This window comes from Flavobacterium sp. (genome assembly GCF_036782315.1).
Lineage (GTDB): Bacteria > Bacteroidota > Bacteroidia > Flavobacteriales > Flavobacteriaceae > Flavobacterium.
In genome coordinates this window covers 348,395-372,885 of record NZ_DAIPZK010000002.1, presented here as the reverse complement: position 1 = coordinate 372,885, position 24,491 = coordinate 348,395, and the positions used below count along the sequence as shown (strand labels likewise).

General features: G+C 33.3%; 25 protein-coding genes. 10 read left to right on the top strand and 15 right to left on the bottom strand.

Going from position 1 to position 24,491, the window contains the following annotated elements; genetic code table 11:
- Positions 1-20: 20 nt before the first annotated feature.
- From porV to V7P59_RS03600, 8 genes are all read left to right on the top strand, one after another.
- Positions 21-1,193, top strand: a complete 1,173-nt coding sequence (gene porV, locus V7P59_RS03635) for a type IX secretion system outer membrane channel protein PorV (RefSeq protein WP_333808807.1) — start codon at positions 21-23, stop codon at positions 1,191-1,193.
- Positions 1,194-1,258: 65 nt separating this feature from the next.
- Positions 1,259-1,738, top strand: coding sequence for a cytidine deaminase (locus tag V7P59_RS03630; protein WP_333808806.1), 480 nt, complete (start codon positions 1,259-1,261; stop codon positions 1,736-1,738).
- 161 nt (positions 1,739-1,899) lie between these two features.
- Positions 1,900-2,898, top strand: a complete 999-nt coding sequence (gene pdhA, locus V7P59_RS03625) for a pyruvate dehydrogenase (acetyl-transferring) E1 component subunit alpha (protein ID WP_333808805.1) — start codon at positions 1,900-1,902, stop codon at positions 2,896-2,898.
- 5 nt (positions 2,899-2,903) lie between these two features.
- On the top strand, positions 2,904-4,517 hold the full coding sequence (locus V7P59_RS03620; RefSeq protein ID WP_333808804.1) for a pyruvate dehydrogenase complex dihydrolipoamide acetyltransferase: 1,614 nt from the start codon (positions 2,904-2,906) through the stop codon (positions 4,515-4,517).
- Positions 4,518-4,589: 72 nt separating this feature from the next.
- Complete coding sequence (locus V7P59_RS03615; RefSeq protein WP_333808803.1) at positions 4,590-5,555, top strand: M20/M25/M40 family metallo-hydrolase; 966 nt, start codon at positions 4,590-4,592, stop codon at positions 5,553-5,555.
- Positions 5,545-6,228 (top strand): SDR family NAD(P)-dependent oxidoreductase, encoded by a 684-nt coding sequence (locus tag V7P59_RS03610; RefSeq protein ID WP_333808802.1) that lies wholly within the window; start codon positions 5,545-5,547, stop codon positions 6,226-6,228. The genes V7P59_RS03615 and V7P59_RS03610 overlap by 11 nt, the downstream gene beginning before the upstream one ends.
- Positions 6,229-6,230: 2 nt before the next feature.
- Positions 6,231-6,839, top strand: a complete 609-nt coding sequence (locus V7P59_RS03605; RefSeq protein WP_333808801.1) for a SprT-like domain-containing protein — start codon at positions 6,231-6,233, stop codon at positions 6,837-6,839.
- A gap of 18 nt (positions 6,840-6,857) precedes the next feature.
- The gene (locus V7P59_RS03600; protein WP_333808800.1) at positions 6,858-7,913 is read left to right on the top strand and encodes a mannose-1-phosphate guanylyltransferase; all 1,056 of its coding nucleotides are present in this window, start codon (positions 6,858-6,860) and stop codon (positions 7,911-7,913) included.
- A 2-nt stretch (positions 7,914-7,915) separates the two neighbouring features.
- Here the strand turns inward: V7P59_RS03600 and V7P59_RS03595 are convergent, their stop codons facing one another.
- The 7 genes from V7P59_RS03595 to gcvP all read right to left on the bottom strand — a co-directional run bounded on the left by V7P59_RS03595 (position 7,916) and on the right by gcvP (position 15,500).
- Positions 7,916-8,686, bottom strand: a complete 771-nt coding sequence (locus V7P59_RS03595) for an ABC transporter ATP-binding protein (RefSeq protein WP_333808799.1) — start codon at positions 8,684-8,686, stop codon at positions 7,916-7,918.
- A complete protein-coding gene (locus V7P59_RS03590) occupies positions 8,686-9,432 on the bottom strand; it encodes an MlaE family ABC transporter permease (protein ID WP_333808798.1) in 747 nt (248 codons plus the stop codon). The genes V7P59_RS03595 and V7P59_RS03590 overlap by 1 nt, the downstream gene beginning before the upstream one ends.
- A 64-nt stretch (positions 9,433-9,496) precedes the next feature.
- The gene (locus V7P59_RS03585) at positions 9,497-10,345 is read right to left on the bottom strand and encodes a glycosyltransferase (protein ID WP_333808797.1); all 849 of its coding nucleotides are present in this window, start codon (positions 10,343-10,345) and stop codon (positions 9,497-9,499) included.
- A 15-nt stretch (positions 10,346-10,360) separates the two neighbouring features.
- On the bottom strand, positions 10,361-10,894 hold the full coding sequence (locus tag V7P59_RS03580) for a methyltransferase (RefSeq protein WP_333808796.1): 534 nt from the start codon (positions 10,892-10,894) through the stop codon (positions 10,361-10,363).
- A gap of 87 nt (positions 10,895-10,981) precedes the next feature.
- Positions 10,982-12,040 (bottom strand): 3-oxoacyl-ACP synthase III family protein, encoded by a 1,059-nt coding sequence (locus V7P59_RS03575; RefSeq protein ID WP_333808795.1) that lies wholly within the window; start codon positions 12,038-12,040, stop codon positions 10,982-10,984.
- A 135-nt stretch (positions 12,041-12,175) separates the two neighbouring features.
- A complete protein-coding gene (locus V7P59_RS03570) occupies positions 12,176-12,547 on the bottom strand; it encodes a group III truncated hemoglobin (RefSeq protein ID WP_333808794.1) in 372 nt (123 codons plus the stop codon).
- Positions 12,548-12,659: 112 nt separating this feature from the next.
- Complete coding sequence (gene gcvP, locus V7P59_RS03565; RefSeq protein WP_333808793.1) at positions 12,660-15,500, bottom strand: aminomethyl-transferring glycine dehydrogenase; 2,841 nt, start codon at positions 15,498-15,500, stop codon at positions 12,660-12,662.
- Positions 15,501-15,650: 150 nt separating this feature from the next.
- On the opposite strand from gcvP, the gene V7P59_RS03560 reads away from it, so the two are divergent.
- A complete protein-coding gene (locus V7P59_RS03560) occupies positions 15,651-16,472 on the top strand; it encodes a hypothetical protein (protein WP_333808792.1) in 822 nt (273 codons plus the stop codon).
- Positions 16,473-16,492: 20 nt separating this feature from the next.
- On the opposite strand, the gene V7P59_RS03555 is transcribed toward V7P59_RS03560, so the two are convergent.
- The 3 genes from V7P59_RS03555 to V7P59_RS03545 form a co-directional block, all read right to left on the bottom strand.
- Entirely contained in the window at positions 16,493-16,879 is a 387-nt protein-coding gene (locus V7P59_RS03555) for a hypothetical protein (protein WP_194095271.1), read from the bottom strand.
- Positions 16,880-16,890: 11 nt separating this feature from the next.
- On the bottom strand, positions 16,891-17,235 hold the full coding sequence (locus V7P59_RS03550) for a hypothetical protein (protein WP_194095269.1): 345 nt from the start codon (positions 17,233-17,235) through the stop codon (positions 16,891-16,893).
- A 399-nt stretch (positions 17,236-17,634) separates the two neighbouring features.
- Positions 17,635-18,138, bottom strand: coding sequence for a GbsR/MarR family transcriptional regulator (locus V7P59_RS03545; RefSeq protein WP_333808791.1), 504 nt, complete (start codon positions 18,136-18,138; stop codon positions 17,635-17,637).
- Between the two features lie 213 nt (positions 18,139-18,351).
- On the opposite strand from V7P59_RS03545, the gene V7P59_RS03540 reads away from it, so the two are divergent.
- Complete coding sequence (locus V7P59_RS03540) at positions 18,352-19,467, top strand: ATP-binding protein (RefSeq protein WP_333808790.1); 1,116 nt, start codon at positions 18,352-18,354, stop codon at positions 19,465-19,467.
- A gap of 41 nt (positions 19,468-19,508) precedes the next feature.
- On the opposite strand, the gene V7P59_RS03535 is transcribed toward V7P59_RS03540, so the two are convergent.
- The 5 genes from V7P59_RS03535 to V7P59_RS03515 all read right to left on the bottom strand — a co-directional run bounded on the left by V7P59_RS03535 (position 19,509) and on the right by V7P59_RS03515 (position 24,474).
- Entirely contained in the window at positions 19,509-21,533 is a 2,025-nt protein-coding gene (locus V7P59_RS03535) for a M3 family metallopeptidase (protein WP_333808789.1), read from the bottom strand.
- 161 nt (positions 21,534-21,694) lie between these two features.
- Complete coding sequence (gene purE, locus V7P59_RS03530) at positions 21,695-22,177, bottom strand: 5-(carboxyamino)imidazole ribonucleotide mutase (RefSeq protein WP_333808788.1); 483 nt, start codon at positions 22,175-22,177, stop codon at positions 21,695-21,697.
- A 35-nt stretch (positions 22,178-22,212) separates the two neighbouring features.
- Positions 22,213-22,632: a hypothetical protein gene (locus tag V7P59_RS03525; protein WP_333808787.1), complete on the bottom strand. Its 420-nt coding sequence runs from the start codon at positions 22,630-22,632 to the stop codon at positions 22,213-22,215.
- Positions 22,633-22,675: 43 nt separating this feature from the next.
- Positions 22,676-23,854, bottom strand: a complete 1,179-nt coding sequence (locus V7P59_RS03520; protein WP_333808786.1) for a 5-(carboxyamino)imidazole ribonucleotide synthase — start codon at positions 23,852-23,854, stop codon at positions 22,676-22,678.
- A gap of 71 nt (positions 23,855-23,925) precedes the next feature.
- Positions 23,926-24,474, bottom strand: coding sequence for a hypothetical protein (locus V7P59_RS03515; protein ID WP_333808785.1), 549 nt, complete (start codon positions 24,472-24,474; stop codon positions 23,926-23,928).
- Positions 24,475-24,491: the final 17 nt, after the last annotated feature.

Genomic DNA, 24,491 nt, shown 5'->3' with positions numbered 1-24,491 from the left:
AATTAATAGTAATGAAAAAAATGAAAAAAATTGCCTTATTGTTAACCCTCTTAATAAGTAGTCAATACGCAAAAGCACAAGAACGAGTTATAACAACCGGAGTTCCCTTTTTGCTTATCGCGGCTGATGCACGTTCTGCTGGTATGGCAGATATGGGTGTGGCAACCTCTGCAGATGCTTTTTCACAACAATACAATCCAGCTAAATATGCTTTTTCATTAGATAAGCAAGGTTTTTCTGTTAGTTATACGCCATATTTAACAAGTATAGCAAACGATATTTCTTTGGGTCAATTAACTTATTATAATAAAATTAATGAGCGAAGTGCTTTTTCTGGATCATTTCGCTTTTTCGGATTAGGTGATATTGAATTAAGAGAAACAGGAGATCCTAATGAGATTCCTCGAGTTGTTAATCCAAATGAATTTGCTCTTGATGGAGCTTATTCGTTAAAATTAAGTGAGCGTTTTTCTATGGCAGTAGGTGGACGCTTTGTGCGCTCTGCTTTAAAAATTGCTGATGCGAATACTGATGCGAGTGCTGCAACAACTTTTGCAGTCGATATTGCTGGATATTACCAATCAGAAGAAATCGCTTATGATGACTTCAATGGTAGATGGAGAGCAGGTTTCAATTTTCAAAATATGGGACCAAAAATTAGTTATGATAATGATGATTTAAATGATAATTTCATGCCGGCCAATATGAGATTAGGAGGCGGTTTTGATTTTATTTTTGATGAGTATAATAAAATTGGAGTAACTGCTGAGGTTACTAAACTTATGGTGCCAACACCTTCAAAAGTTGGAGATGAAGATGGAGATGGTGATGTTGATAATTCAGATTATGCTTTAGCAGATACTAAATACAGAGCAATTCCTTGGGCTAAAGGAATTTTTCAATCTTTTGGAGATGCGCCAGATGGTTTTTCAGAAGAGTTGAAAGAGTTTACATGGGCTTTAGGAGCAGAGTATTGGTATCAAGATTCATTTGCTTTACGAATGGGTTATTTTAATGAAAATGAATTAAAAGGAGCAAGAAAGTATTTTACGTTAGGAGCTGGTTTCAAATATAACATTGTTAAAATCGATGTTTCTTATTTGTTTTCTACATCAACGGTTAAAAACCCATTGGAAAACACTTTGCGTTTCTCACTTACTTTCAATTTCGGTGATAAATACGATGAACTTTAAACAAAAAATAAATTAATAAACAATCCAAATTCTTATTTTAGAATTTGGATTTTTTTTCCTTACATATGAAGCAAATTTCAATAAACACGACTATTTCAGTACTTTCAAAACACGAATTGTCTCAAGAAGAACAAGATTTGATGGCGCAAGCAATAGAAGCGAGAAGTAAAGCATATGCGCCATATTCAAAATTCACAGTGGGAGCCGCTCTTCTTTTAGATAACGAAATAGTGGTTCAAGGCTCTAATCAAGAAAATGCCGCTTATCCGTCTGGTTTATGTGCAGAACGTGTGGCAATTTATTATGCTGGCGCTACTTATCCAAATGCAAAAATTGTGAAAATGTTTATAACGGCTTCGCCTCAAGATAGAGATTTGGAAGAGCCAATTCCTCCATGTGGAAGTTGTAGGCAAGCAATTGCAGAATACGAGTTTAAACAGGATTCGCCAATTACAATTTTCTTTATGGGAGCAAAGGGTGATATTTATAAGTCTGATTCTTTAAAAAATATCTTGCCTTTAGTTTTTGATAAGAATCATCTATAACGATTTCGTAACTTTTTTTATCGATTTTGTTATAAAAATTACAAAAATCGTAGAATTTAATTTTTTCAATCAGGTTCTATGTAGTATTTTTGCTGTTCGTAAAATTGTGAATGATTGTAACATATTGTTTGCAGTTCAATTGTATTAAAAACAAACTAAAAATGAAACCAATTACAAGAGAAGTTTACCTAAAATGGTATGAGGATATGCTATTTTGGAGAAAGTTTGAAGATAAACTTGCTGCTGTTTATATCCAACAAAAAGTTAGAGGATTTTTGCATTTATATAACGGGCAAGAAGCTGTTTTAGCAGGAGCTTTACATGCAATGGACTTATCTAAAGATAAAATGATTACTGCTTACCGTAATCACGTTCAGCCAATTGGAATGGGTGTAGATCCAAGAAAAGTTATGGCAGAATTATACGGAAAAGTTACAGGTACTTCAAAAGGTATGGGTGGATCGATGCATATTTTCTCTAAAGAACATGGGTTTTATGGAGGACATGGTATCGTTGGTGCGCAAATTCCAGTGGGTGCTGGTATTGCTTTTGCTGATAAATACTTTGAAACTGGTGGTGTTACTTTAACCTATTTTGGTGATGGTGCTGCACGTCAAGGTTCTTTACATGAAGCTTTCAATATGGCTATGAATTGGAAATTACCAGTAGTTTTCATTTGCGAAAATAATGGATATGCTATGGGGACTTCTGTTGAGAGAACAGCAAATCACACTGATATTTGGAAACTTGGTTTAGGATACGAAATGCCTTGTGGACCAGTAGATGGAATGAATCCAGTAAAAGTGGCTGAAGCAATGCACGAAGCAATGGAAAGAGCTCGTCGTGGAGATGGTCCAACATTCTTAGAAATGAAAACGTACCGTTACAGAGGACACTCAATGTCTGATGCACAATTATACAGAACTAAAGAGGAAGTGGAGGAATACAAAAAAATTGACCCAATTACTCAAGTTTTAGATATTATCAAAGAAAACGGTTATGCTACAGAAGCTGAAATCGAAGTAATCGATCAAAGAGTAGCTGATTTAGTAACTGAATGTGAGAAATTCGCTGAAGAATCTCCATTCCCAGAAGCACAACAGTTATATGATGTAGTGTACGAACAAGAAAATTATCCTTTCATTCCACATAAATTATAAGAACTATGGCACAAATTATAACAATGCCCCGTTTGAGTGATACGATGACCGAAGGAGTTGTAGCAACTTGGTTGAAAAAAGTGGGTGATACAATCAAAACAGGTGATATTTTAGCCGAAATTGAAACGGATAAAGCTACAATGGAGTTTGAATCATTTCATGACGGTGTATTATTACATATCGGAATTCAAGAAGGACAATCGGCTCCAGTGGATTCTTTATTAGCTATCATTGGAAAAGAAGGGGAAGATATTTCTGCTTTATTAAGTGGTGGAACAGCGACTGAAACTAAAGAAGAAAAAGTTGTTGAAGAAACTAAATCTGTCACATCGAGTGCAGTCGAGATACCAGCTGGTGTAAAAGTAGTTACGATGCCTCGTTTGTCAGACACTATGACAACAGGAACAGTTGCAACTTGGTTAAAGAAAGTTGGAGATACTGTAAAAGAAGGGGATATTTTAGCTGAAATCGAAACAGATAAAGCTACGATGGAATTTGAATCTTTCAATGCAGGAACTCTATTATATATCGGAGTGCAAGAAGGTGATTCTGCTCCAGTAGATACAATCTTAGCCATTTTAGGACCAGCAGGAACTGATGTTTCAGAAATTGCTGCTAATTATAAAGTGGGAGCTGTTGCTGATTCCGAAGCTTCGGAACCAAAAGCAGAAACAACCACTTCAGCCCATACGGAAGTAACTGAAAACAAACAACAGTCAACCGATAATTCAAGAATATTTGCTTCTCCATTAGCTAAAAAAATTGCTCAAGATAAAGGAATCAACTTGTCTCAAGTAAAAGGTTCAGGTGAAAATGGAAGAATTGTAAAATCAGATGTGGAGAATTTCTCACCATCTGCAGTTGCAAGTCCATCTCAAGCTGTTGCAGAAGCTACAAATACAGTTGCTGCAGTGAAACCATTTGTGCCTGCAGGAGAAGTATTCCAAGAAGAAATCAAAAATTCGCAAATGCGTAAAACCATTGCGAGACGATTATCAGAATCTAAATTTACTGCACCGCATTATTATTTAACAATCGAGTTAGATATGGACAATGCAATTGCTTCAAGAAATATGATTAACGGGTTACCAGATACGAAAGTTTCTTTCAACGATATGGTAATCAAAGCAAGTGCGATGGCATTGAAAAAGCATCCACAAGTAAATTCACAATGGAGAGATGATGCAATGGTAATCAATCACCACGTGAATGTTGGTGTTGCTGTTGCTGTTGAAGACGGTTTAATGGTTCCAGTATTGAAATTTACAGACCAAATGAGCTTAACTCAAATTGGTGCTAACGTAAAAGACTTAGCTGGAAAAGCAAAATCTAAAAAAATTCAACCAACGGAAATGGAGGGAAGTACATTCACAATTTCTAACTTAGGAATGTTCGGAATTCAATCGTTTACGTCAATTATCAATCAACCAAATTCAGCTATTTTATCTGTTGGTGCAATTATTGAAAAACCAGTTGTTAAAAATGGTCAAATTGTAGTTGGAAACACAATGACTGTAACGTTAGCTTGCGATCACAGAACAGTGGACGGAGCAACTGGAGCTCAATTCCTACAAACGTTCAAAGCGTTTATGGAAAATCCAGTTACAATGTTAGCTTAATAAATGTTAAATTTATCATACAAAATCCCGATTTACTCGGGATTTTTTTATTTTTACTTAAAACTAAAAACTATGAAAAAAATCGTATTCCTCATTTCTTTCGTTGGATTGTCATTACATGCACAAACCAATGTTACTTCGAAAAATATTTCTAAAGTCAATTACCAAGTTTCAGAACAAAACGTTATTAAAACTTTGTCTTATTTGACTTCTGATGAACTAGAAGGAAGAGATTCGGGTAGTGAAGGAATCGAAAAGGCTGCGGTTTATTTAGAAAATCTATTAAAAGAAAACGGAATCAAACCGTATTTTAAAACTTATCGTGATACATTATCAAATTTTGACAAACCTGCGTTTAATATTGTAGGCTATATCGAAGGAACGGATAAAAAATTAAAAAATGAGTTTGTGGTAATCGGAGCGCATTATGATCATATTGGCATGTTGCAAAATGGAGTAAATGGCGATGTAATTGTAAATGGTGCAAACGACAACGCAACAGGAACCACAGCGGTTACTGAAGTAGCTAAATATTTCGCTAAATTCAAAAATAATAAGCGAAGTGTACTTTTTGTATTCTTCTCTGCAGAAGAAAAAGGACTTTTAGGTTCAAAACATTTGGCTGCGAAATTAAAAAGCCAAAAAATGGATTTGTATTTCATGTTCAATTTTGAAATGATAGGAGTGCCAATGAAAGACAAAGGAATGGATTTCTATCTTACAGGTTTCGGAAAATCCAACATGGCGACGACAATGAACGAATATGCAAGAGAAAAGTTAGTGGGTTATTTACCAATTGAAACCAAATATATGTTGTTCAGAGCTTCGGACAATTATCCGTTTTTCACTGAATTTAATGTTCCAGCACAAACGGTTTCGACTTTTGATTTTGAAAATTTCCAATTCTATCACCAACCTGATGATGAGTTTGAATTAATGGATACAAAACACATGACCACTGTAATTTCGAAAACAATTCCAGTTTTAGAAAAAATGATTAATGCGCCTAAAAAAGAAATTAAATTAAATGAAAAGTAAAAATATCATCATCACTGGAACTTCTCGCGGAATAGGTTACGAGTTAGCCTTACAATTTGCCAATGCGGGACATCAAGTACTAGCAATTTCAAGAAAAACACCAAAAGAGTTAATCGAAAATCCGAATATTTCGTGTTTGTCAATTGATATTTCAAATCCAGAAGAATTACTTCAAGTGGAAAATTTTCTTAATCATACATGGAAAAAAATAGACGTTTTAATTCATAACGCAGGAAGTTTATTACATAAACCATTCACGCAAATTACTTCAGAAGAATTTCAAAATATCTACAAAGTCAATGTTTTTGCGGTTGCTGAATTAACAAAAATCTGTATACCATTCATGGAAAAAGGAAGTCATGTGGTAACAATAAGTTCTATGGGAGGCATTCAAGGAAGTATGAAATTCGCAGGTTTAACTGCTTATTCCTCAAGCAAAGGTGCGGTAATTACCTTATCCGAATTATTAGCAGAAGAATATAAAGAACAAGGAATCGCCTTCAATGTTTTAGCACTTGGAGCGGTTAATACCGAAATGTTACAAGAAGCCTTTCCAGGTTACGAAGCGCCACTTTCAGCAAAAGAAATGGCAGATTATATTTTTAATTTTGCCTTAACCGGAAATAAATATTACAACGGAAAAGTATTGCAAGTTTCATCTTCAACGCCTTAAAATTGAGCGACGTATTAAAAAAATACTTACCTGAACATGCGGTTCATCATTGTTTTGAGTTAATCAAAGCCAATCATGTGCATCTTAAAATTGTTAATGAACGTCAAACACGTCATGGCGATTATCGAAAAGATGCGCAAGGTTATCATTTGATTACGGTAAATGCAAGTTTGAATAAATACCGCTTTTTAATTACATTAATTCATGAAATTGCGCATTTGGTTGCTTTTGAAAAATACGGTCGCCATATAAAACCACATGGTGACGAATGGAAACTAACATTTCAACGTTTGATGGTGCCATTTATTCGTCCAGAAATATTTCCAAATCAATTATTACCATTGCTTGCCAAACATTTTAGAAATCCAAAAGCGAGTAGTGATACTGATGCAAAATTAGCTATCGCTTTAAAACTATTTGACCAAAAAGAAACGGATAAAAATTATATCTTTGAAATTCCAATGGGAAGTCATTTTAGAATTCACAATGGGAAAATTTTTAAGAAAATTGCATTACGAGTAAAGCGATATGAATGTTTAGAAATAAGTTCTGGACGCTTATATTTGTTTCAACCTAATGCAGAAGTAGAATTGTTGCCAAATAAATTTTAGCAGCAAAAAAAGTATAAAATGAACAAAAATTATTATGCAATTATAATGGCAGGCGGAGTTGGTTCTCGATTTTGGCCAGTCAGTACAACCGAGTTTCCTAAACAATTTCACGATATGTTAGGAACCGGTGAAACTTTAATTCAAAAAACTTTTACCCGTTTGTCTCAAATTATTCCTAAAGAGAATATTTTGATTCTTACAAACGAGGGTTACAATGATATCGTTTTAGAACAATTGCCAATGATTCAACAAGAACAAATTGTTTTAGAACCTGCTATGCGAAATACTGCGCCTTGTATTTTATATGCTTCTTTAAAAATTAAAAAACAAAATCCAGATGCAGTTATGGTGGTGGCGCCTTCTGATCATTGGATTGAAGATGAGGTACAGTTTTGTTCTAACCTTCAGTATGCTTTTGATTTTTGTGAGCGCGATGAAAACTTAATGACATTGGGGATTTTACCTACATTTGCCAACACAGGTTATGGTTATATCGAATTCGATAAATTAGATTCTCGTCCTATAAAAAAAGTGAAGCAATTCAGAGAAAAACCTGATTATGCAACGGCTAGAAAGTTCATTCAAAGTCGAAATTTCCTTTGGAATGCTGGAATTTTCGTTTGGAGTGCAAAATCGGTTTTAAAAGCGTTTGAAGAATTTCAGCCAGTGATGTATGACCATTTTATGAATGGTTATGAAGTTTTAAATACACCAAAAGAAGAAGCTTTCATAAAAGATAATTATCCTTTAGCGCAGAATATTTCGGTCGATTATGCTATTTTGGAAAAAGCACAAAATGTTTATGTTTTACCAGCAACTTTCGATTGGAACGATTTAGGAACTTGGGGTTCGTTATATGATAAATTACCAAAAGACGAACAAGAAAATGCCGTAGTGAATGCTTCTGTTTATCTAGAAAATGCAACCAATAACATCATCAGAACAGAAGGTAAAAAACTAGTTGTAATTGATGGATTAACAGATTACATCATTGTAGATAAAGACGATGTCTTATTAATTTATCCAAAAAATAAAGAGCAAGACATTAAGCAAATAGTATCTAAAATTCAATAATACTATTTAACATCATCTTCCAAATACATTTTTCGAACACGTTTGAATAATTCAGAAGAATATACAAAATCGGTAACCGCTTCGTTATCGGTTTTGAATATTTCTTTGTTGGTTCCTTCCCATTCTAATAAACCGTTTTTTAAGAATACAATTTTTTCTCCAATTTCCATTACTGAGTTCATATCGTGCGTATTTATCACAGTGGTAATGTTGTATTCTTGAGTAATTTCTTGAATCAAATTATCTATTACAATAGCTGTTTTTGGGTCTAAGCCCGAATTCGGTTCATCACAAAATAGATATTTCGGATTATTTACAATCGCTCTAGCAATTGCCACACGTTTTTGCATTCCACCCGAAATTTCAGAAGGTCGTTTTTGATGTGCATTTACTAAGTGAACCCTATCAATTACAAAATCAACACGTTCTTTGATTTCTTTTGCCGATTTATTAGTGAACATTTTTAATGGGAAGCCAACATTTTCCTCAACTGTCATACTGTCAAAAAGTGCACTTCCTTGAAATACCATTCCAATTTCAGTTCTTAATTCACGCCTTTCATCATTAGAAAGTTCTGAATAAATTCTGCCGTCAAAAGAAATTGTACCACTATCAGGTGTGTGAATTCCTAATAATGATTTTAAGAAAACGGTCTTTCCAGAACCACTTTGTCCAATGATTAAATTGGTCATACCAGCTTCAAATCGAGTAGAAACGCCTTTTAAAACCGTTTGTTCGCCAAACTTTTTTACGATATTTTTTACTTCAATCATTAGCTTAAAAGTAGTTGAGTTAATATAAAGTTCATCAATATGATAACTACAGAAGTCCAAACGAAAGAAACGGTACTAGCTTTACCAACCTCTAATGCTCCACCTTTCATGTAATAGCCATGAAAAGAGGGAATGGTTGCTAGTAATAAAGCAAAAACAATAGTTTTTATAAAAGCATATGTGATATGAAACGGAATAAACTCGGTTTGAAGACCAGTTGTGAATTCGAAACTTGTAGTAAATCCACCATAAACGGCTGCCATCCAACCACCAAAAACTCCTAAAAACATGCTCAATCCAATTACAAAAGGATATAAAAGCAAGGCAATAATTTTAGGAAAAATCAAATAGTTTAATGAGTTTACTCCCATAACTTCTAACGCATCAATTTGTTCTGTAACACGCATGGTTCCGATACTTGATGTAATGAAAGACCCCATTTTTCCGGCCATAATGATGGAAATGAATGTTGGGGCAAATTCTAAAACCACCGATTGTCTTGTGGCAAAACCAATTAAATATTTAGGAATTAACGGATTTGTTAAGTTTAATGCTGTTTGTATGGCTACAACACCACCCACGAAGAAGGAAATAAAGGAAACGATTCCTAGTGAGTCTATAATTAAATCATCGACTTCTTTAAGGATTAATTGTTTCATTACCGACCATTTAGTAGGCTTGTTGAAAATTTCTTTCAACATGATGAAGTATTTTCCTATTTGCGATAAGTAGCGAATGAGCATCATTTTTAAATTGTTCAGTATTCAGTTTCTAGTGAGCAGTAAAAATACTATATTTTTATGGAAAAGATTAAAACAATTTCTCTTTCATCTTCTGCCAACGATATTTTCTAACAAATTTAGCTTGCTCAGGTGTAACCAACATAGTTTTGTTTTCTCTCATTGCTTTCCAAAAACCTTTGATATAATCCAAGAACAATAAAGGTTTTCCTTTTCGCATCGCTAATTTTAAAGAAGCAACGGCTGTGATAAAAAAACCATAACCTAAAGTGTAAAACGCTTCTCCTTGTTTGAATCTTGCAGCTTGGTTGTAGCTAGCGCCTGTAGGTTTTAGATGTTTTACGTGTAAACTTTCATCAGTTACCACTTTCCAATTGTAAAATTTAGAAAGTAATTCGTCAACGGTATCCCAACCCATTTGAGGTTTTAGTCCGCCGATTTGTTTGAAGGTTTCTTTTCTATACGCTTTTAAGGCACCGCGAATATGATCTTTATCGGTTAAATTCTCTAAAATCCAATTGCCGTTTTTTTCGATGTAACAAAATCCACCAACCATTCCAATTTTATCGTCTGATTGAAAATGTTTGATGATGGTTTCAAAGTAGTTTTTTGGAAAAATCAAATCAGCATCTACTTTTACAATGATATCGTAATTGTCGTCGATGTGTTTTTCTCCTTCATGGAATGCTTGAATCACTTTACTTCCAGGTAAATGAATAGCATCCGATTTTTTATTCACTAAAGTGATAAATGGGTGTTTGGAAGCAAATTCAGAAACAATTTCTGGAGTTTTATCAGTAGAATTATCATTCACCACTACAATTTTTGTTGGTAAAACGGTTTGTTCTACTAAAGATTGCAAAGTTAAGCTCATAAAAACTTCTTCGTTGTAAGCTGGAATGATAACGTAATATTTCATTTGACTTATCACTTTTTACTTGTCACTTTTCACTCTTTCGGCATAAACCAAATAATATCTAGGAGTAAACCATCTCAACAATGGTCTAAAACCTAATTTCTTAACTGGATGCGTAAACTTAACTCTGTCTATAATTTTAAAACCAGCTTTTTCAAGTAGCCAATCCAATTGCCAATCCTCAAATTCGTGATAATGTCTATCCCACATATCGGTTTTACTTCTATATGCAGCAGAAAACCATAAACGTAATGGAATCGAAATTAAAATTTTATCCGATTTTACGTTTTGTAAAACAGTATAAGGGTTAAGTAAATGTTCGAAAATTTCAAATCCTGTAAATACATCGTAGTTCTCAGTTTGTAGTGCCGATTGATCGTCATCAATGTCTTCTCCTTTTGTATTGATAACAGTGTACCCATTATCAATCATAATTTTTGAAAAAGGATTTGGAACTCCTAAATCAAAAATGGTTTCAGAAGTTTTAATATGTTTTTTTAGAAAATCTAAAGTGATATTGAATCGTTTACTCGGATATGTTTTTTCGTACATTCTTACGGTTTATAGTTTACTGATTATAGTTTGTGGTTTTGCAAAATTAACTATTAACCATTAACAACAAACAACAAACTAGAAAAATTACATTTGATATACAATTGCATTAATGTTCATTCCAGAACCAACGGATGCAAAAATGATAACATCTCCTTTCTTAAGTTCTTGATTTTCTAATTCGCCTTTCATCATTAAGTCGAAAAGTGTAGGAACTGTTGCAACACTAGAGTTTCCCAATTTATGAATGCTCATTGGCATAATTCCTTCTGGTGGGGTTTGTTTGTAGTTTCGGTAAAATCTTTGAATTATTGCTTCGTCCATTTTTTCATTAGCTTGGTGAATCAATACTTTTTTGACTTTTTCAATAGGAACGCCACTTTTTTCTAAACACGAAGCCATGGCTTTAGGAACATTACTCAATGCAAATTCATAGATTTTTCTTCCATGCATTTTAATATAACGCACATCAGGGTCGTGATCTTTATTGAAAGAATTGCCAAAAAACAAATAATACGCTTCATCATAAGTGAAAGTAGCGGTTTCATGTGCTAAAATTCCTCCTTCATCATCCGTTGCTTCTACAATTGTAGCACCAGCACCATCGGAATAAATCATAGAATCTCTATCGTGTAAATCTACTACTCTTGATAAAGTTTCGGCACCAATAACTAAGCATTTTTTTGCCATTCCAGCTTTGATAAAGGCGTAAGCTTGAATAACACCTTCTACCCAACCAGGGCAACCAAAAAGAATATCATAAGCAACACATTTTGGATTTTTGATTTTTAGACCGTGTTTAACTCTGGTGGCTAAACTTGGTAAAATATCGGATTGAATAGCTCCTTTTTTTACATCCCCAAAATTGTGAGCCATGATAATGTAATCAATAGTTTCTCTATCAATTTTAGCATCTTCAATTGCTTTTTCAGCAGCAATTAAAGCAATATCAGAAGTGCATAAATCTTCCTTTACATAACGACGTTCCTGAATTCCTGTAATTTCTAAAAATTTTTGAGCAACCACATCATTTGGGTGAGGAAATGGGGTTCCATCATCATTTAAAAAAGTATGTTGAGCAAAATCGATATTGGAAACTACTTCGGTAGGAATATAGCTTCCTGAACCTGTTATTTTGATATTCATTCTATTGTTTTTTTGGTAAATCTAATTTACAAAATATTGCTTGTTAATGATTTGATAACTTATTGGTTTTTAATATTTTTATGAATATCGTAGGAAAATTGGATTAAAAAAATGAAATTCTAAAATTAATACTCTTTAATTGAATTTTATCTGCATAATAGTAGCCATACTCAAGGCTTGAGTTTTCATTTGATCGGCATATTTTCCTTGAAAGTGTTCGTCAATTGTCGAATTAAAATGGCTTAACCAAGTATCAAAGTGTTCTTTTTTGAACGGCTGCTTGTCGTGAACTTCTTTATGAATGGAAAACATATTGTTGAAATAACCCCCTTTTAAAAATAGTGATTGTTCCCAAAAAGTCGCTAAAATCTCAAAATGGGCTTCCAAATGTTGATCAACGGTAGTTACTTTGGTAAAGAAAAAATTAATAGAATCATCGGCTAAAAGTTTATCGTAAAACTTTCTCATGATGAGTAGAATGTCTCTTCTATTTTCAATGTCGTTCATTTTGGGAATAGTTTCAAGTTAAAGGTTTCAAGTTTCAAGTTGTAAAAAAAGTTCAAGATTAAAAACTAATCTTGAACTTTTAAACTTTAAACCTGAAACTTTAAACCAAAGTTTACATATAAGCTTCAATTGGCGCACAAGAACAAACTAAATTTCTATCGCCATACGCTTCATCAATTCGACGAACAGTTGGCCAGAATTTATTCTCTGCAATATAATCTAATGCAAATGCTGCTTGTTCTCTTGTGTATGGGAAATTCCAATCGTTAGCTGTAACCATTGTTAAAGTATGTGGTGCATTTCTTAAAATATTATTAGCATCATCTTTTGTTGAAGCTTCAATCTCTTTACGTATTGAAATCATTGCATCACAAAAACGATCTAATTCTGCTAAATCTTCTGATTCGGTTGGTTCCACCATTAAAGTTCCTGCTACTGGGAAAGAAACTGTTGGTGCATGGAAACCGTAATCCATTAAACGTTTTGCGATATCGGTTACTTTGATTCCTTTTTCTTCAAAAGCTCTACAATCTAAAATCATTTCGTGAGCCGCTCTTCCCATTTCTCCAGAATATAAAATTGGATAGTGGGTTTCTAATCGGGCTTTCATGTAATTTGCATTTAAGATAGCATATTTAGTAGCATTTGTTAATCCTTCAGCGCCCATCATCGTGATGTAACCGTAAGAGATTAAACAAACTAAAGCCGATCCATAAGGTGCCGATGAAATAGCTGTAATAGCTTGGCTTCCTCCTGTTGGAATAATTGGATTAGTTGGTAAGAAAGGAACTAATTTATCGTTCACACAAATTGGCCCAACACCAGGTCCGCCACCACCGTGAGGAATGGCGAAAGTTTTGTGTAAGTTTAAGTGACAAACATCAGCGCCAATAGTAGCAGGATTTGTTAGTCCCACTTGTGCATTCATGTTTGCACCATCCATATAAACTAAACCGCCATTTTCGTGAATGATATTGGTAATTTCAATAATAGCACTTTCAAAAACTCCGTGAGTTGATGGATAAGTAACCATTAAAGCAGATAAATTATCTTTGTGTTGGATAGCTTTTGCTCTTAAATCTTCTACATCGATATTTCCATTTTCCATGGTTTTAGTAACGATGATTTCCATACCTGCCATAGCAGCAGAAGCGGGATTTGTTCCATGAGCAGAAGCCGGAATCAAACATACATTTCTATGGTGATCACCTCTTGATTGATGGTAAGCGCGAATAGCCATCAAACCAGCGTATTCTCCTTGTGCACCTGAATTAGGTTGTAATGTAGTTCCTTGGAAACCAGTTACGACATTCAATTGATGCTCTAATTTTTTCAGCATAATTTGATAACCTTCTGCTTGTTCAACAGGAGCAAAAGGGTGGATGCTGTTCCAATTTGCCATTGATAAAGGCAGCATTTCAGCAGCTGCATTTAATTTCATGGTACAAGAACCTAACGAAATCATAGAATGATTTAACGATAAATCTTTACGCTCTAATTTTTTGATGTAACGCATCAATTGCGATTCTGAATGATGGTTGTTGAAAACATCGTATTGTAAGAAAGTTGAAGTTCTTTCCAAACCTTCAATTCTACCCGAAGGTAAAAGGATTTTTACAGGAACGTACTCTTTTCCAGTTGCTTCTGCGAAAATCGCAATGATTTGATTGATGTCTGCAATTGAAGTTGTTTCATTGAATGAAATTGAAATCGATTCACTATCTGGATAGAAGAAGTTTACTTCGTGTTTTTCAGCTATCGCTTTTACTTTAGCGGCATCAGCTTTTACTAAAATTGTATCGAAGAAAGCTGTATTGGTTTGGTAAACTCCTAATTTATTCAAAGCGTCAGCTGTGGTAACCGCAGAAGCGTGTACTTTGTCAGCAATATATTGTAAACCTTTTGGGCCGTGATACACTGCATACATTCCCGCCATAACTGCTAGTAAAACTTGAGCTGTACAGATGTTTGAAGTTGCTTTTTCACGTTTGATATGTTGCTCACGAGTTCCTAAAGCCATACGTAACGCACGGTTTCCGTTGGCATCGATAGAAACACCGATGATTCTTCCCGGCATCGAACGTTTGAATTCTTCTTTAGTTGCGAAATATCCAGCGTGTGGTCCACCGTAACCCATTGGAATACCAAAACGTTGAGTTGTTCCAACTACTACTGAAGCACCCATTTCACCTGGTGGTGTTAATTTAGCTAACGATAAAATATCAGCAGCAACTGCTACTTTGATTTCGTTTTCTGCAGCTTTTGCGATAAATCCAGTATAGTCGTAAACTTGACCATATTTTCCTGGATATTGTAGAATAGCACCAAAGAATTCAGTTGAGAAATCAAAATTTTCGTGATTTCCAACCACTAATTCAATATTTAATGGAGTTGAACGTGTTTGTAAAACCGATAAGGTTTGTGGTAAAATTTCTTCCGAAACGAAGAATTTGTTTACGTTGTTTTTCTTTTGATCTCGAGTTCTTACATCAAAAAGTAATGCCATTGCTTCTGCAGCAGCAGTTCCTTCGTCTAATAAAGATGCATTTGCGATTTCCATCCCTGTTAATTCGATAACCGTAGTTTGGAAATTCAAAATCGCTTCTAAACGACCTTGTGCAATTTCAGCTTGGTAAGGCGTATAGGCGGTATACCATCCCGGATTTTCAAAAATATTTCTTTGAATAACCGCAGGTAAAATGGTAGGGTGGTACCCTAAACCTATATATGATTTGAATACTTTATTTTTCTTTCCTAATTCTTGAATGTGAGTTAAATACTCATATTCCGACATTGGAGCTTCTAAATTTAAGTCGTTTTTTAAACGAATATCATCTGGAATAGTTTCATAAATTAATTGGTCTAAAGTATCTACGCCAATAGTTTTTAACATGTGATTTAAGTCACTTTCACGTGGCCCTAAATGTCTCAAAGCGAATGCATCTGTTCTCATTTATTAAAAATGTGTATGTGTGTTATTATGTGTTGTTTTGGACAACAAAAGTAATTATTAATCTTGTAATTTTTTGTTTTTAAAATGTGAAATTTTGTGATTTTATCAACTAATTTCAAGTCTTATTAACAGATTAATTAATTTTGTTGAATGGCGGTTTTAAAGAATATTCTCGATTTTTATATCAATAGCAGTTTACATGTGGCGTTATCAGCATTTGCATTGGTATCCATGACGCAATATTTCTTCGGTGTTCAAGACGATTTTTCGGTAGCTTTCTTTGCTTTTTTTGGAACAGTAGTCGGCTATAATTTTGTGAAGTATGATGCCATAGCAAGGTTAAACAAAACCGAAATCAAAAAAGAACTCAAAGCAATCGTTTTTTTGAGTTTTATTTCGTTGTTGTCTTGTTTTTGTTTTTTCTTGCAATTGAGTTGGGCAACAAAACTAAATGCTTTCATTTTTTTTGGACTAACACTTTTATACACATTACCTTTTTTTCCAAACAAACAAAACGCCCGAAACTGGAAAGGTGTAAAAATTTACATTGTTGGAATTACTTGGGTAGGAGTAACTGTGATTTTACCTTTGTTAGAAGCTGAAATTCCGTTTTCTATAGATGTGCTTTTGATGGCTTTTCAACGATTTTTGTTGGTGTTTTCTATTGTTTTAGTGTTTGATATTGTAGATGTAAAAAATGACGACATTCATTTACAAACCGTTCCGCAGAAAATAGGAGTGGAGTTGACGAAAAAACTTGGTTATCTATTATTGTTTTTGTTGCTACTTTTAGAGTTTTTCTATACTTATAATCATCACTTTTTACCATTCTTTTTCAAACTTTTGGTTTGTGTAACGATTGCTGTTTTTCTATTTTTTGCGAATGAAAACCGTTCGAGATATTACGCATCATTTTGGTTAGAAAGCGTTCCTATTTTGTGGTGGTTGGTGTTAATCCTGACAGGTTTTTAAAACCTGTCAGGATTGTGAATTTATCCATTAATCACAATTCGTTGTTCTACTTGTGCTTGACTTGCTTTTCGTTTTCCTCTAAAGAAGAAATATAAGTTTAAGAACAGCATAATACCTAAATAAATTGAAAATCCACCAATTTTATAACTCAGTTTTTCAATTAGCACTTGATAACTATCATCATACATATTCATTTCTAATATCATAAGTGCAAAACCTAAATTCAATAAATAAAATCCGGTTTCGAATAGTTTGTTGGTGGCGTTTGCAATTTCATCTCGACCTTTAAAAATATCCAACATATAAATTTTACTGTTTTTAAAAAGCGTTTTTGAAACATAGTAGGTTAAAAATAAAGCAATGGGAAGATAAATTGCATAACCGATTAAAATTTTTGTAGTTTCCATAATACGAGTGTTTAAATTAATTTTTTGATGTAATTCGTTAATAAGATAATATTGATGTAATGCATCACGGCAATCGCAATAATAATAAAAGCCGATTTTGAGGTAATCACTTCAATGAGTTGTTTTATATTTTCAATTTGTTCCCAAGAAATTATCGTCATCGCACAATAACCAATATTTAAGAGATAATATCCCACCAAAAGCAATTGATTTATTTTATGACACAAGTCTTTATGATTTGGAATCAATTGTGAAACGAATATGTTTCCATTGTTGTAGCAAATTCTTCCAACCTTCACAATGATAATCCCTGTGATGCTGAAATAGATGAGATAGGCGATGATGTTGAGGTTCATTTGTTTGGAGTTTTATAGATTAATACTGATAAATAGATGGCTAATATTGGTGGGATATAAATCAATGTATAAGTAAAATAGTCTACTTTACCTATTGTTGGACTCCAAATCCAAAGAGAAAAGAATAGTATGACAACTATAAAATATATTTTGTAATGAATGTTTTCTTTGAATTTAAAAAGGAGTATTATTCCTAATATTAGTTGTATAAAACCAGTAAGTATTGTTGAAAACAGAGCAAATCCATAGTAGTTTCCTGATAGGTCATTAGTGAAATAACCAATTGAAGCTAGAATTATTGGTGTTCCAATAGCTATTGTGTTGAGTGCTTTTATTATTCTCATATTATCTATCATTTTTAAACTTTCAGAAAAAATTGAAAGTTTTAATTAAATTTTTTTATTTCATGATTTTAACAACCAATTTTGCTAACCAATTGTCTTTGTATTCTGTGATTTTATCCAAAACGTTATCCGCTTTTAATACGAAGTCGTACAATTTTGTGGTTTGATCTACGAAATGTTTTTCCGCTTCGGTTCCATCAGATTTTATTGTAGAAACTTCTTTTAAAACTTTTAAAGCGGGTTTGATTTCGCGTTTGCTTCTTTCTCTCGAAATTTTTACGGCTAATTCGTCTAAATCTTTTTCTGCGGTGAAAAATTCACGTCTTTCGCCTGCTTTGTATTCTTTATAAACGATGCCCCAATCCATCAACGCTCTTAAATTCATAGAAGCATTACCGCGCGAAATTTGTAATTCTTCCATAATGTCTTCCATAGAAACAGGTTCGTGCGAAACGATCAACAACGCATGTATCTGTGCCATGGTTTTGTTAATGCCCCATTGAGAACCTAAAGCTCCCCAGGTTTGTAGGAATTTATTTTTTGCTTCTTTGAATTCCATTTTGATGGTTATTTCATTTTGATAGGACAAAGTTAAGTAAAAGTTTTTAAAGTTTCAAAAAAAAATGAAAGTTTGTTTTCTAAATTGTAAAAAAGTTAATATTGGTGAATATAATCACTAAAAAATGTATAAATTTGGTGAATACAATCACTGAAAAATATATAAATTTGGTGAATAGAAATAAAATATATAATTTTGTTTAAAATTTAAGGTATGATTTTTAGAGATTTAACTGCTAATTTGGAAGCAAAATTACATAAAGGAAAAGTTATTGTGTTAATTGGTCCAAGACAAGTAGGAAAAACAACTTTAATTAATTCCATTTTAAAAGATAAAGAGTATTTGTTTTTGGATGGAGATGATAATACTGTTGCTGAAACTTTAGCGAATGCTAATACAGAAATTTTGAAAAGTATTATTGGTAATTATAAATATATTTTTATTGATGAGGTACAACGTATTCCAAATATTGGTTTGAAGTTGAAAATTATAGTAGATCAAATAAAAGATGTGCAAGTTGTTGTTAGTGGATCTTCTTCTTTAGATATTAATAACGTTACGCAAGAACCATTAACAGGGAGAAAGTTCGAGTTTCATATGTTTCCCGTTTCATGGAAGGAATTTGAAAATAGTGTGGGTTACATGAAAGCCCAACAACAACTTGAAATTCGATTACTGTACGGAATGTATCCAGATGTAATTAATAATTTTGGTGCTGAATATGAAATTTTGAAAAACTTGGTTTCGAGTTATTTGTACAAAGATATTTTAGCTTTGGCAGGTATAAGAAAATCTGAAGTTTTGGAGAAAATATTACGTGCTCTTGCTATGCAAGTGGGAAGTGAAGTTAGCTACAACGAAATTGCTCAGTTGGTTGGAGTTGATAAAAACACTGTAAATAATTATATCGATTTGTTAGAAAAAAGCTTTGTGATTTTCCGTTTGACAAGTTTTTCAAAGAATATTCGAAACGAAATTAAAGCAAATAAAAAAATATACTTTTATGATAATGGTGTGCTGAATATGTTAATTGGTAATTTTAATGCTTTTGAATTTAGACAGGATAAAGGTGCATTGTGGGAAAATTTTTTAGTTTCTGAACGATTGAAGCAATTATCTTATACACAAAGTATAGCAAAATCATATTTTTGGAGAACCACAACCCAACAAGAAATTGATTATATCGAAATCAATGCAGATAAAATTAGTGCTTTTGAATTCAAATGGGCAACCACTAAAAAAGTAAAATTACCAAAATCTTTTTCAGATGCTTACAACCCAAGTTTTTTGGTGGTGAATAAGGATAATTTTAGAGAGTTTTTAAAGTGATTAAACCTGACAGGTTTTGAAAACCTGTCAGGTTTGATATTTTACAAAAGCCCAGCTCTCTTCAACAACGCCTCTACTTTTGGTTCCTGTCCTCTGAATTTTTTATACAATTCCATTGGTAATTCGGTGCCGCCTTTTGAAAGTACGTTGTCTTTGAATTTGGTTGCGACTTCTTTATTGAAAATTCCTTTTTCTTGGAAATATGCAAATGCATCGGCATCTAAAACTTCAGCCCATTTGTAGCTGTAATATCCAGAAGAATATCCTCCTTGGAAAATATGCGAAAACGAAGTACTCATACAGTTTTCTTCCACATCTGGATATAAAGATGCGATTTCCATTGCTTGTTTTTCAAAGGCTTTTACATCGTCAATAGATTGCGATTTTCCATGATAAGCCATGTCTAAAATTCCGAAACTTAATTGTCTTAACGTTGCCATTCCTTCTAAGAAACTTGAGCTTTCTTTGATTTTTTCTACATATTGCTGTGGAATAATTTCACCCGTTTCGTAATGTTTGGCAAATAATGCCAATGCTTCGGGTTCGTAACACCAGTTTTCCATCACTTGACTGGGTAATTCCACAAAATCCCAATATACCGAAGTTCCTGATAAACTTGGATACGTTGTATTCGCTAATATGCCGTGTAAAGCGTGCCCAAATTCGTGAAACAATGTTGTTACTTCGTTGAAAGTCAATAACGATGGTTTCGTTTCGGTTGGCGGTGTGAAATTACACACGATAGAAACATGTGGTCGTTCGTTGATTCCGTCCTTAATATATTGTGGTTTGTAGGATGTCATCCAAGCACCGTTTCGTTTTCCTTTTCTTGGGAAGAAATCCGAATAGAAAACAGCTACTAATTGTCCTTCAAAATCTAGCACTTCAAAAGTTTGTACATCTTCGTGGTATTTGTCAATATCAAAAACTTCTTTGAATGTGATTCCAAATAATTTTTCAGCGATAGTGAAAGCACCATTCAATACATTTTCCAATTTGAAATAGGGTTTCAATAACTCATCATCCAAACTAAATAGTTTTTGTTTCAATTTTTCCGAATAATAAGCGCCATCCCATTTTTCTAATTGGTCAATTCCGTCTAATTCTTTGGCGAAAGCAGTTAATTCAGCAAATTCTTTTTGAGCCGCTGGTTTTGCTTTTTCCAACAAATCATTCAAAAACGATTGTACTTTTTCTGGATTTTGCGCCATTCGTTCTTCTAAAACAAAATGTGAATGCGATTGATAACCTAATAAATTAGCGCGTTTATGACGCAATTCTACAATTCGTTTTACGTTTTCTTTATTGTCGAATTCGTTATTTTGAAATGCTTTTTTTCCTGCAGCAATAGTAATTTCTTTACGTAGTTCACGATTTTCAACATAGGTAACGAAAGGTAAATAACTCGGGAAATCTAAAGTGAAAACCCAACCTTCTAAATTCTTAGATTTTGCCAAACTCGCAGCCATTTCTTTAGCGCCATCAGGTAAACCTTTTAAATCAGCTTCGTTGGTAATATGCAATTGATAGTTATTGGTTTCTGCCAAAACATTTTCTCCGAAAGTCAGTTTTAGTTTGGCTAATTCGGTATCAATTTCGCGTAGTTTTAATTTGTCTTCTTCGTTTAGTAAAGCTCCATTTCTAGAAAAACCTTTGAATTTTTTATCTAATAAAGTCGCTTGTTCAGTTGTTAAATTCAAAGTGTCTTTTTGATCATAAACTGCTTTTACGCGTTTGAATAAGTCTTCGTTCAAAGCAATATCGTTACTAAATGCTGTAAGTAAAGGAGAAACTTCTTGTGCAATTTTTTGCATTTCATCGCAAGTTTCAGCCGAATTCAAATTGAAGAAAATATTCGATAAACGATCCAGTTGTTCTCCAGAAAAATCCAAAGCTTCAATTGTATTCGCAAAAGTTGGTATTTCCGTATTATTTATAATCCTATCGATTTCATTACGAGCAAGTTCTATGGTTTTTTCAAAAGCTTCTTTATAATCTGAAAGATTTATCTTACTAAACGGAGCCGTATTGTACTTTGTTGTAAATTTTTTTAAAAAAAGTGTCATAAAAATTTGTTTTTATCGATAAAGTGTATAATTTTGTCGATGAAATGATGATCGAAGATCCTTTTTGTCCCCAAATCAGAGAGAGAGTAGAATTTTTTTATAGTTGTCACTTAATTGTGAGTAGAAATCCCGAATTAGCAATAACTCGGGATTTTCTGTTTTTATTTCAATCCTTCCGAAGCTTTTAAAACCGCTTGTTTCAAACCTTCTTTATAAGAGATAATTTTATCTAAAACACATTTATCAGAGCTTCCAATAATTTGTGCGGCTAAGATTCCAGCATTTTTAGCTCCGTTTAAAGCAACGGTTGCCACAGGAACGCCGCCAGGCATTTGCAAAATCGACAAAACCGAATCCCATCCATCAATAGAATTACTCGATTTTACAGGAACTCCAATTACAGGAAGTGGCGACATAGAAGCTACCATTCCAGGTAAATGAGCCGCACCTCCTGCACCAGCAATAATAACTGAAATGCCTCTTTCGTGTGCTTTTTTACTGAAATCAAATAATTTTTCAGGTGTTCTGTGTGCCGAAACAATATCTACTTCGGTTTCAATATCAAATCCTTTTAATATGTCGATGGCTTCTTGCATTACTGGCATATCCGAAATGCTTCCCATTATGATGGCTACTTTGCTCATGTTTAGCCCCCTAACCCCCAAAGGGGGAATTCCTACTAGGGGTGAGTAGGGTTTTGGTTGTTTTTTTGGTTAGTTGTTTGTTGAAATTTAATAAATTCTTTAAAACTTTTTGAAAATTGTAAATGATAAATTGCAATTGAATATACCATTATCATAACAATAAATGGAGATTTTATAATTAATGGCGTTTCAAAATTTAGTAAACCATAAATTGCCCCAATTGTTGCGAGGATAAATAATATTATTGAAAGATTTTTAGCCCAATTTTTACCAATGTAAATAAAATATAAAATGCCTATGGTAAGACAAAATCTTATTATTTGTTGGATTAGTTTCTTTGTTTCGATTTCTGGTCTTACAGAATGGTAAAAATATATTGTATGAATTGAAACAAGTAAAATACTTAAAAAAACAAGTAATGTTCTATATTTTCCTTTTTTAGCTAATTCATTCATTTTTTATTAATTTAAAATTTTATTTGTCATTTTCAATTCGGTTTTAAATTCCCCCTTTGGGAGTTAGGGGGCTGCTAATTACTCTAATACTATTCTTCACTTCCTCTGCAACTTTTCTTGCTTCTGTCATATTTTCATTCACAATCGTAACGTGTCCCATTTTTCGGAAAGGTCTTGTTTCTCTTTTTCCGTATATGTGTGGAGTTACGCCATCGATGGCCATGATTTTTTCTATGTTTTCGTAAACTACTTGTCCAGAATACCCTTCTTCACCTACCAAATTTACCATAATTCCGGCAACTTTACTATCGGTATTTCCTAAAGGTAAGTTTAAAATCGCACGTAAATGATTTTCGAATTGCGAAGTATAACTCGCTTCAATTGAATAATGTCCAGAATTATGTGGTCTTGGTGCGACTTCATTTACCAAAATTTCATCGTCAGCAGTTTGGAACATCTCTACTGCTAATAATCCTACGTGATGAAATGCCTCAGAAACTTTTAATGCAACTTCGGTAGCTTTTTGTGCTACTTTTTCATCAATTCGAGCCGGACAAATTACGTATTCTACTTGATTGGCTTCGGGATGAAATTCCATTTCTACTACTGGATAGGTTTTCACTTCTCCAGAAACAGAACGAGCCACAATTACCGCTAATTCATTTTTGAACGGTACCATTTCTTCGGCAATGCATTCCACATCGGGTAATTTTAATAAATCTAATGCCGAGCGACAAATTTTAACGCCGTTACCATCGTAACCAAATTGCGCACATTTCCATACAAATGGAAAATCTAATTCGTCTTTTGCTAAAGCGTTTCTCAAATCGTTCAAATCAACAAATCGTTGGTGTGTCGAAGTGGGAATATCGTTTGAAACGTAATAATCTTTTTGTTTTCCTTTGTTTTGAATCAAACGTAAGGTTTTTGGCGAAGGGTAAATCGGTAATCCTTCTGCTTCCAATTTATCTAAAGCGTCTAGATTTACATTTTCAATTTCGATAGTTAACAAATCGACCATTTGACCAAATTGGTAAACGGTGTCAAAATCCATCAAACTGCCTTTATAAAATGCATTACAACTGTATCGTGCTGGAGCTTCTTCGCTTGGTTCTAAAACTAAAGTTTGGATGTCAAATTTTCGAGTTTCGGTCAAAAGCATTTTCCCTAATTGACCACCTCCTAAAATTCCTAATTTAAAATCAGAAGAAAAATAATTCATTTTGTAGTGTTGTTGTTTGCGCAAAGATAAGAGTAAGAATTTAGAATTCAGAATTTAGAATTCAGAAAATACTATTTATTAAGTTTTTTCAAAAGGTCTCGAGTGGCTCCTTTGTAAGCTGCAGAATGATTCGAATAATCTTGTTCTATGATGGTTTTTAATTCTTCGTGAACCCACTTATATTTCTTTCCCAAAACAAAAAGTGCTCTCATAGCATACACTTTTGCAGCTACTTTTTCGTTTTGAATCAAACGGTCAATTAGTGCTTCAATTAAATTGTGTTCTTGTTCTTGTGTGAGCAAAATGCCGTTTTTCCTGTGATTACTTTTCGCTAAAAACATACAAATTTTTGTGGCTGGTCGAATTGCAGAATCATTTTTTAATTTAGGTAAAACTTCGCAAAAGGAATCAAGAAAGGGAACAAAAAGTTTTAATTTTTTCTCACAAACTAATTCTAAACTCCAAAATGCTTTTATATGATTTTCATTTTGTATGTCAAATGCAATTCCTACGAATTCGTTGAGTAAATCTTCATGACTAATAATATAATTGCTCAAAGAAACACGACTCTTTCTGTGAGCAGTAGTTTGGTTAATTTTAGATGCTAAATCAGTTTTCATTTGGTAAATATATCAAA

Coding starts and splice junctions, on each gene's coding strand:
- V7P59_RS03550 (WP_194095269.1), bottom strand. CDS start 17,235: ATGAACCTCAACATCATCGCCTATCTCATCTATTTCAGCATCACAGGG.
- V7P59_RS03610 (WP_333808802.1), top strand. CDS start 5,545: ATGAAAAGTAAAAATATCATCATCACTGGAACTTCTCGCGGAATAGGT.
- porV (WP_333808807.1), top strand. CDS start 21: ATGAAAAAAATTGCCTTATTGTTAACCCTCTTAATAAGTAGTCAATAC.
- V7P59_RS03540 (WP_333808790.1), top strand. CDS start 18,352: ATGATTTTTAGAGATTTAACTGCTAATTTGGAAGCAAAATTACATAAA.
- V7P59_RS03615 (WP_333808803.1), top strand. CDS start 4,590: ATGAAAAAAATCGTATTCCTCATTTCTTTCGTTGGATTGTCATTACAT.
- purE (WP_333808788.1), bottom strand. CDS start 22,177: ATGAGCAAAGTAGCCATCATAATGGGAAGCATTTCGGATATGCCAGTA.
- V7P59_RS03535 (WP_333808789.1), bottom strand. CDS start 21,533: ATGACACTTTTTTTAAAAAAATTTACAACAAAGTACAATACGGCTCCG.
- V7P59_RS03515 (WP_333808785.1), bottom strand. CDS start 24,474: ATGAAAACTGATTTAGCATCTAAAATTAACCAAACTACTGCTCACAGA.
- V7P59_RS03520 (WP_333808786.1), bottom strand. CDS start 23,854: ATGAATTATTTTTCTTCTGATTTTAAATTAGGAATTTTAGGAGGTGGT.
- V7P59_RS03600 (WP_333808800.1), top strand. CDS start 6,858: ATGAACAAAAATTATTATGCAATTATAATGGCAGGCGGAGTTGGTTCT.
- V7P59_RS03570 (WP_333808794.1), bottom strand. CDS start 12,547: ATGAACGACATTGAAAATAGAAGAGACATTCTACTCATCATGAGAAAG.
- V7P59_RS03620 (WP_333808804.1), top strand. CDS start 2,904: ATGGCACAAATTATAACAATGCCCCGTTTGAGTGATACGATGACCGAA.
- V7P59_RS03595 (WP_333808799.1), bottom strand. CDS start 8,686: ATGATTGAAGTAAAAAATATCGTAAAAAAGTTTGGCGAACAAACGGTT.
- V7P59_RS03630 (WP_333808806.1), top strand. CDS start 1,259: ATGAAGCAAATTTCAATAAACACGACTATTTCAGTACTTTCAAAACAC.
- gcvP (WP_333808793.1), bottom strand. CDS start 15,500: ATGAGAACAGATGCATTCGCTTTGAGACATTTAGGGCCACGTGAAAGT.
- V7P59_RS03575 (WP_333808795.1), bottom strand. CDS start 12,040: ATGAATATCAAAATAACAGGTTCAGGAAGCTATATTCCTACCGAAGTA.
- V7P59_RS03580 (WP_333808796.1), bottom strand. CDS start 10,894: ATGTACGAAAAAACATATCCGAGTAAACGATTCAATATCACTTTAGAT.
- V7P59_RS03585 (WP_333808797.1), bottom strand. CDS start 10,345: ATGAAATATTACGTTATCATTCCAGCTTACAACGAAGAAGTTTTTATG.
- V7P59_RS03555 (WP_194095271.1), bottom strand. CDS start 16,879: ATGGAAACTACAAAAATTTTAATCGGTTATGCAATTTATCTTCCCATT.
- V7P59_RS03590 (WP_333808798.1), bottom strand. CDS start 9,432: ATGATGCTCATTCGCTACTTATCGCAAATAGGAAAATACTTCATCATG.
- V7P59_RS03560 (WP_333808792.1), top strand. CDS start 15,651: ATGGCGGTTTTAAAGAATATTCTCGATTTTTATATCAATAGCAGTTTA.
- V7P59_RS03525 (WP_333808787.1), bottom strand. CDS start 22,632: ATGAATGAATTAGCTAAAAAAGGAAAATATAGAACATTACTTGTTTTT.
- pdhA (WP_333808805.1), top strand. CDS start 1,900: ATGAAACCAATTACAAGAGAAGTTTACCTAAAATGGTATGAGGATATG.
- V7P59_RS03545 (WP_333808791.1), bottom strand. CDS start 18,138: ATGGAATTCAAAGAAGCAAAAAATAAATTCCTACAAACCTGGGGAGCT.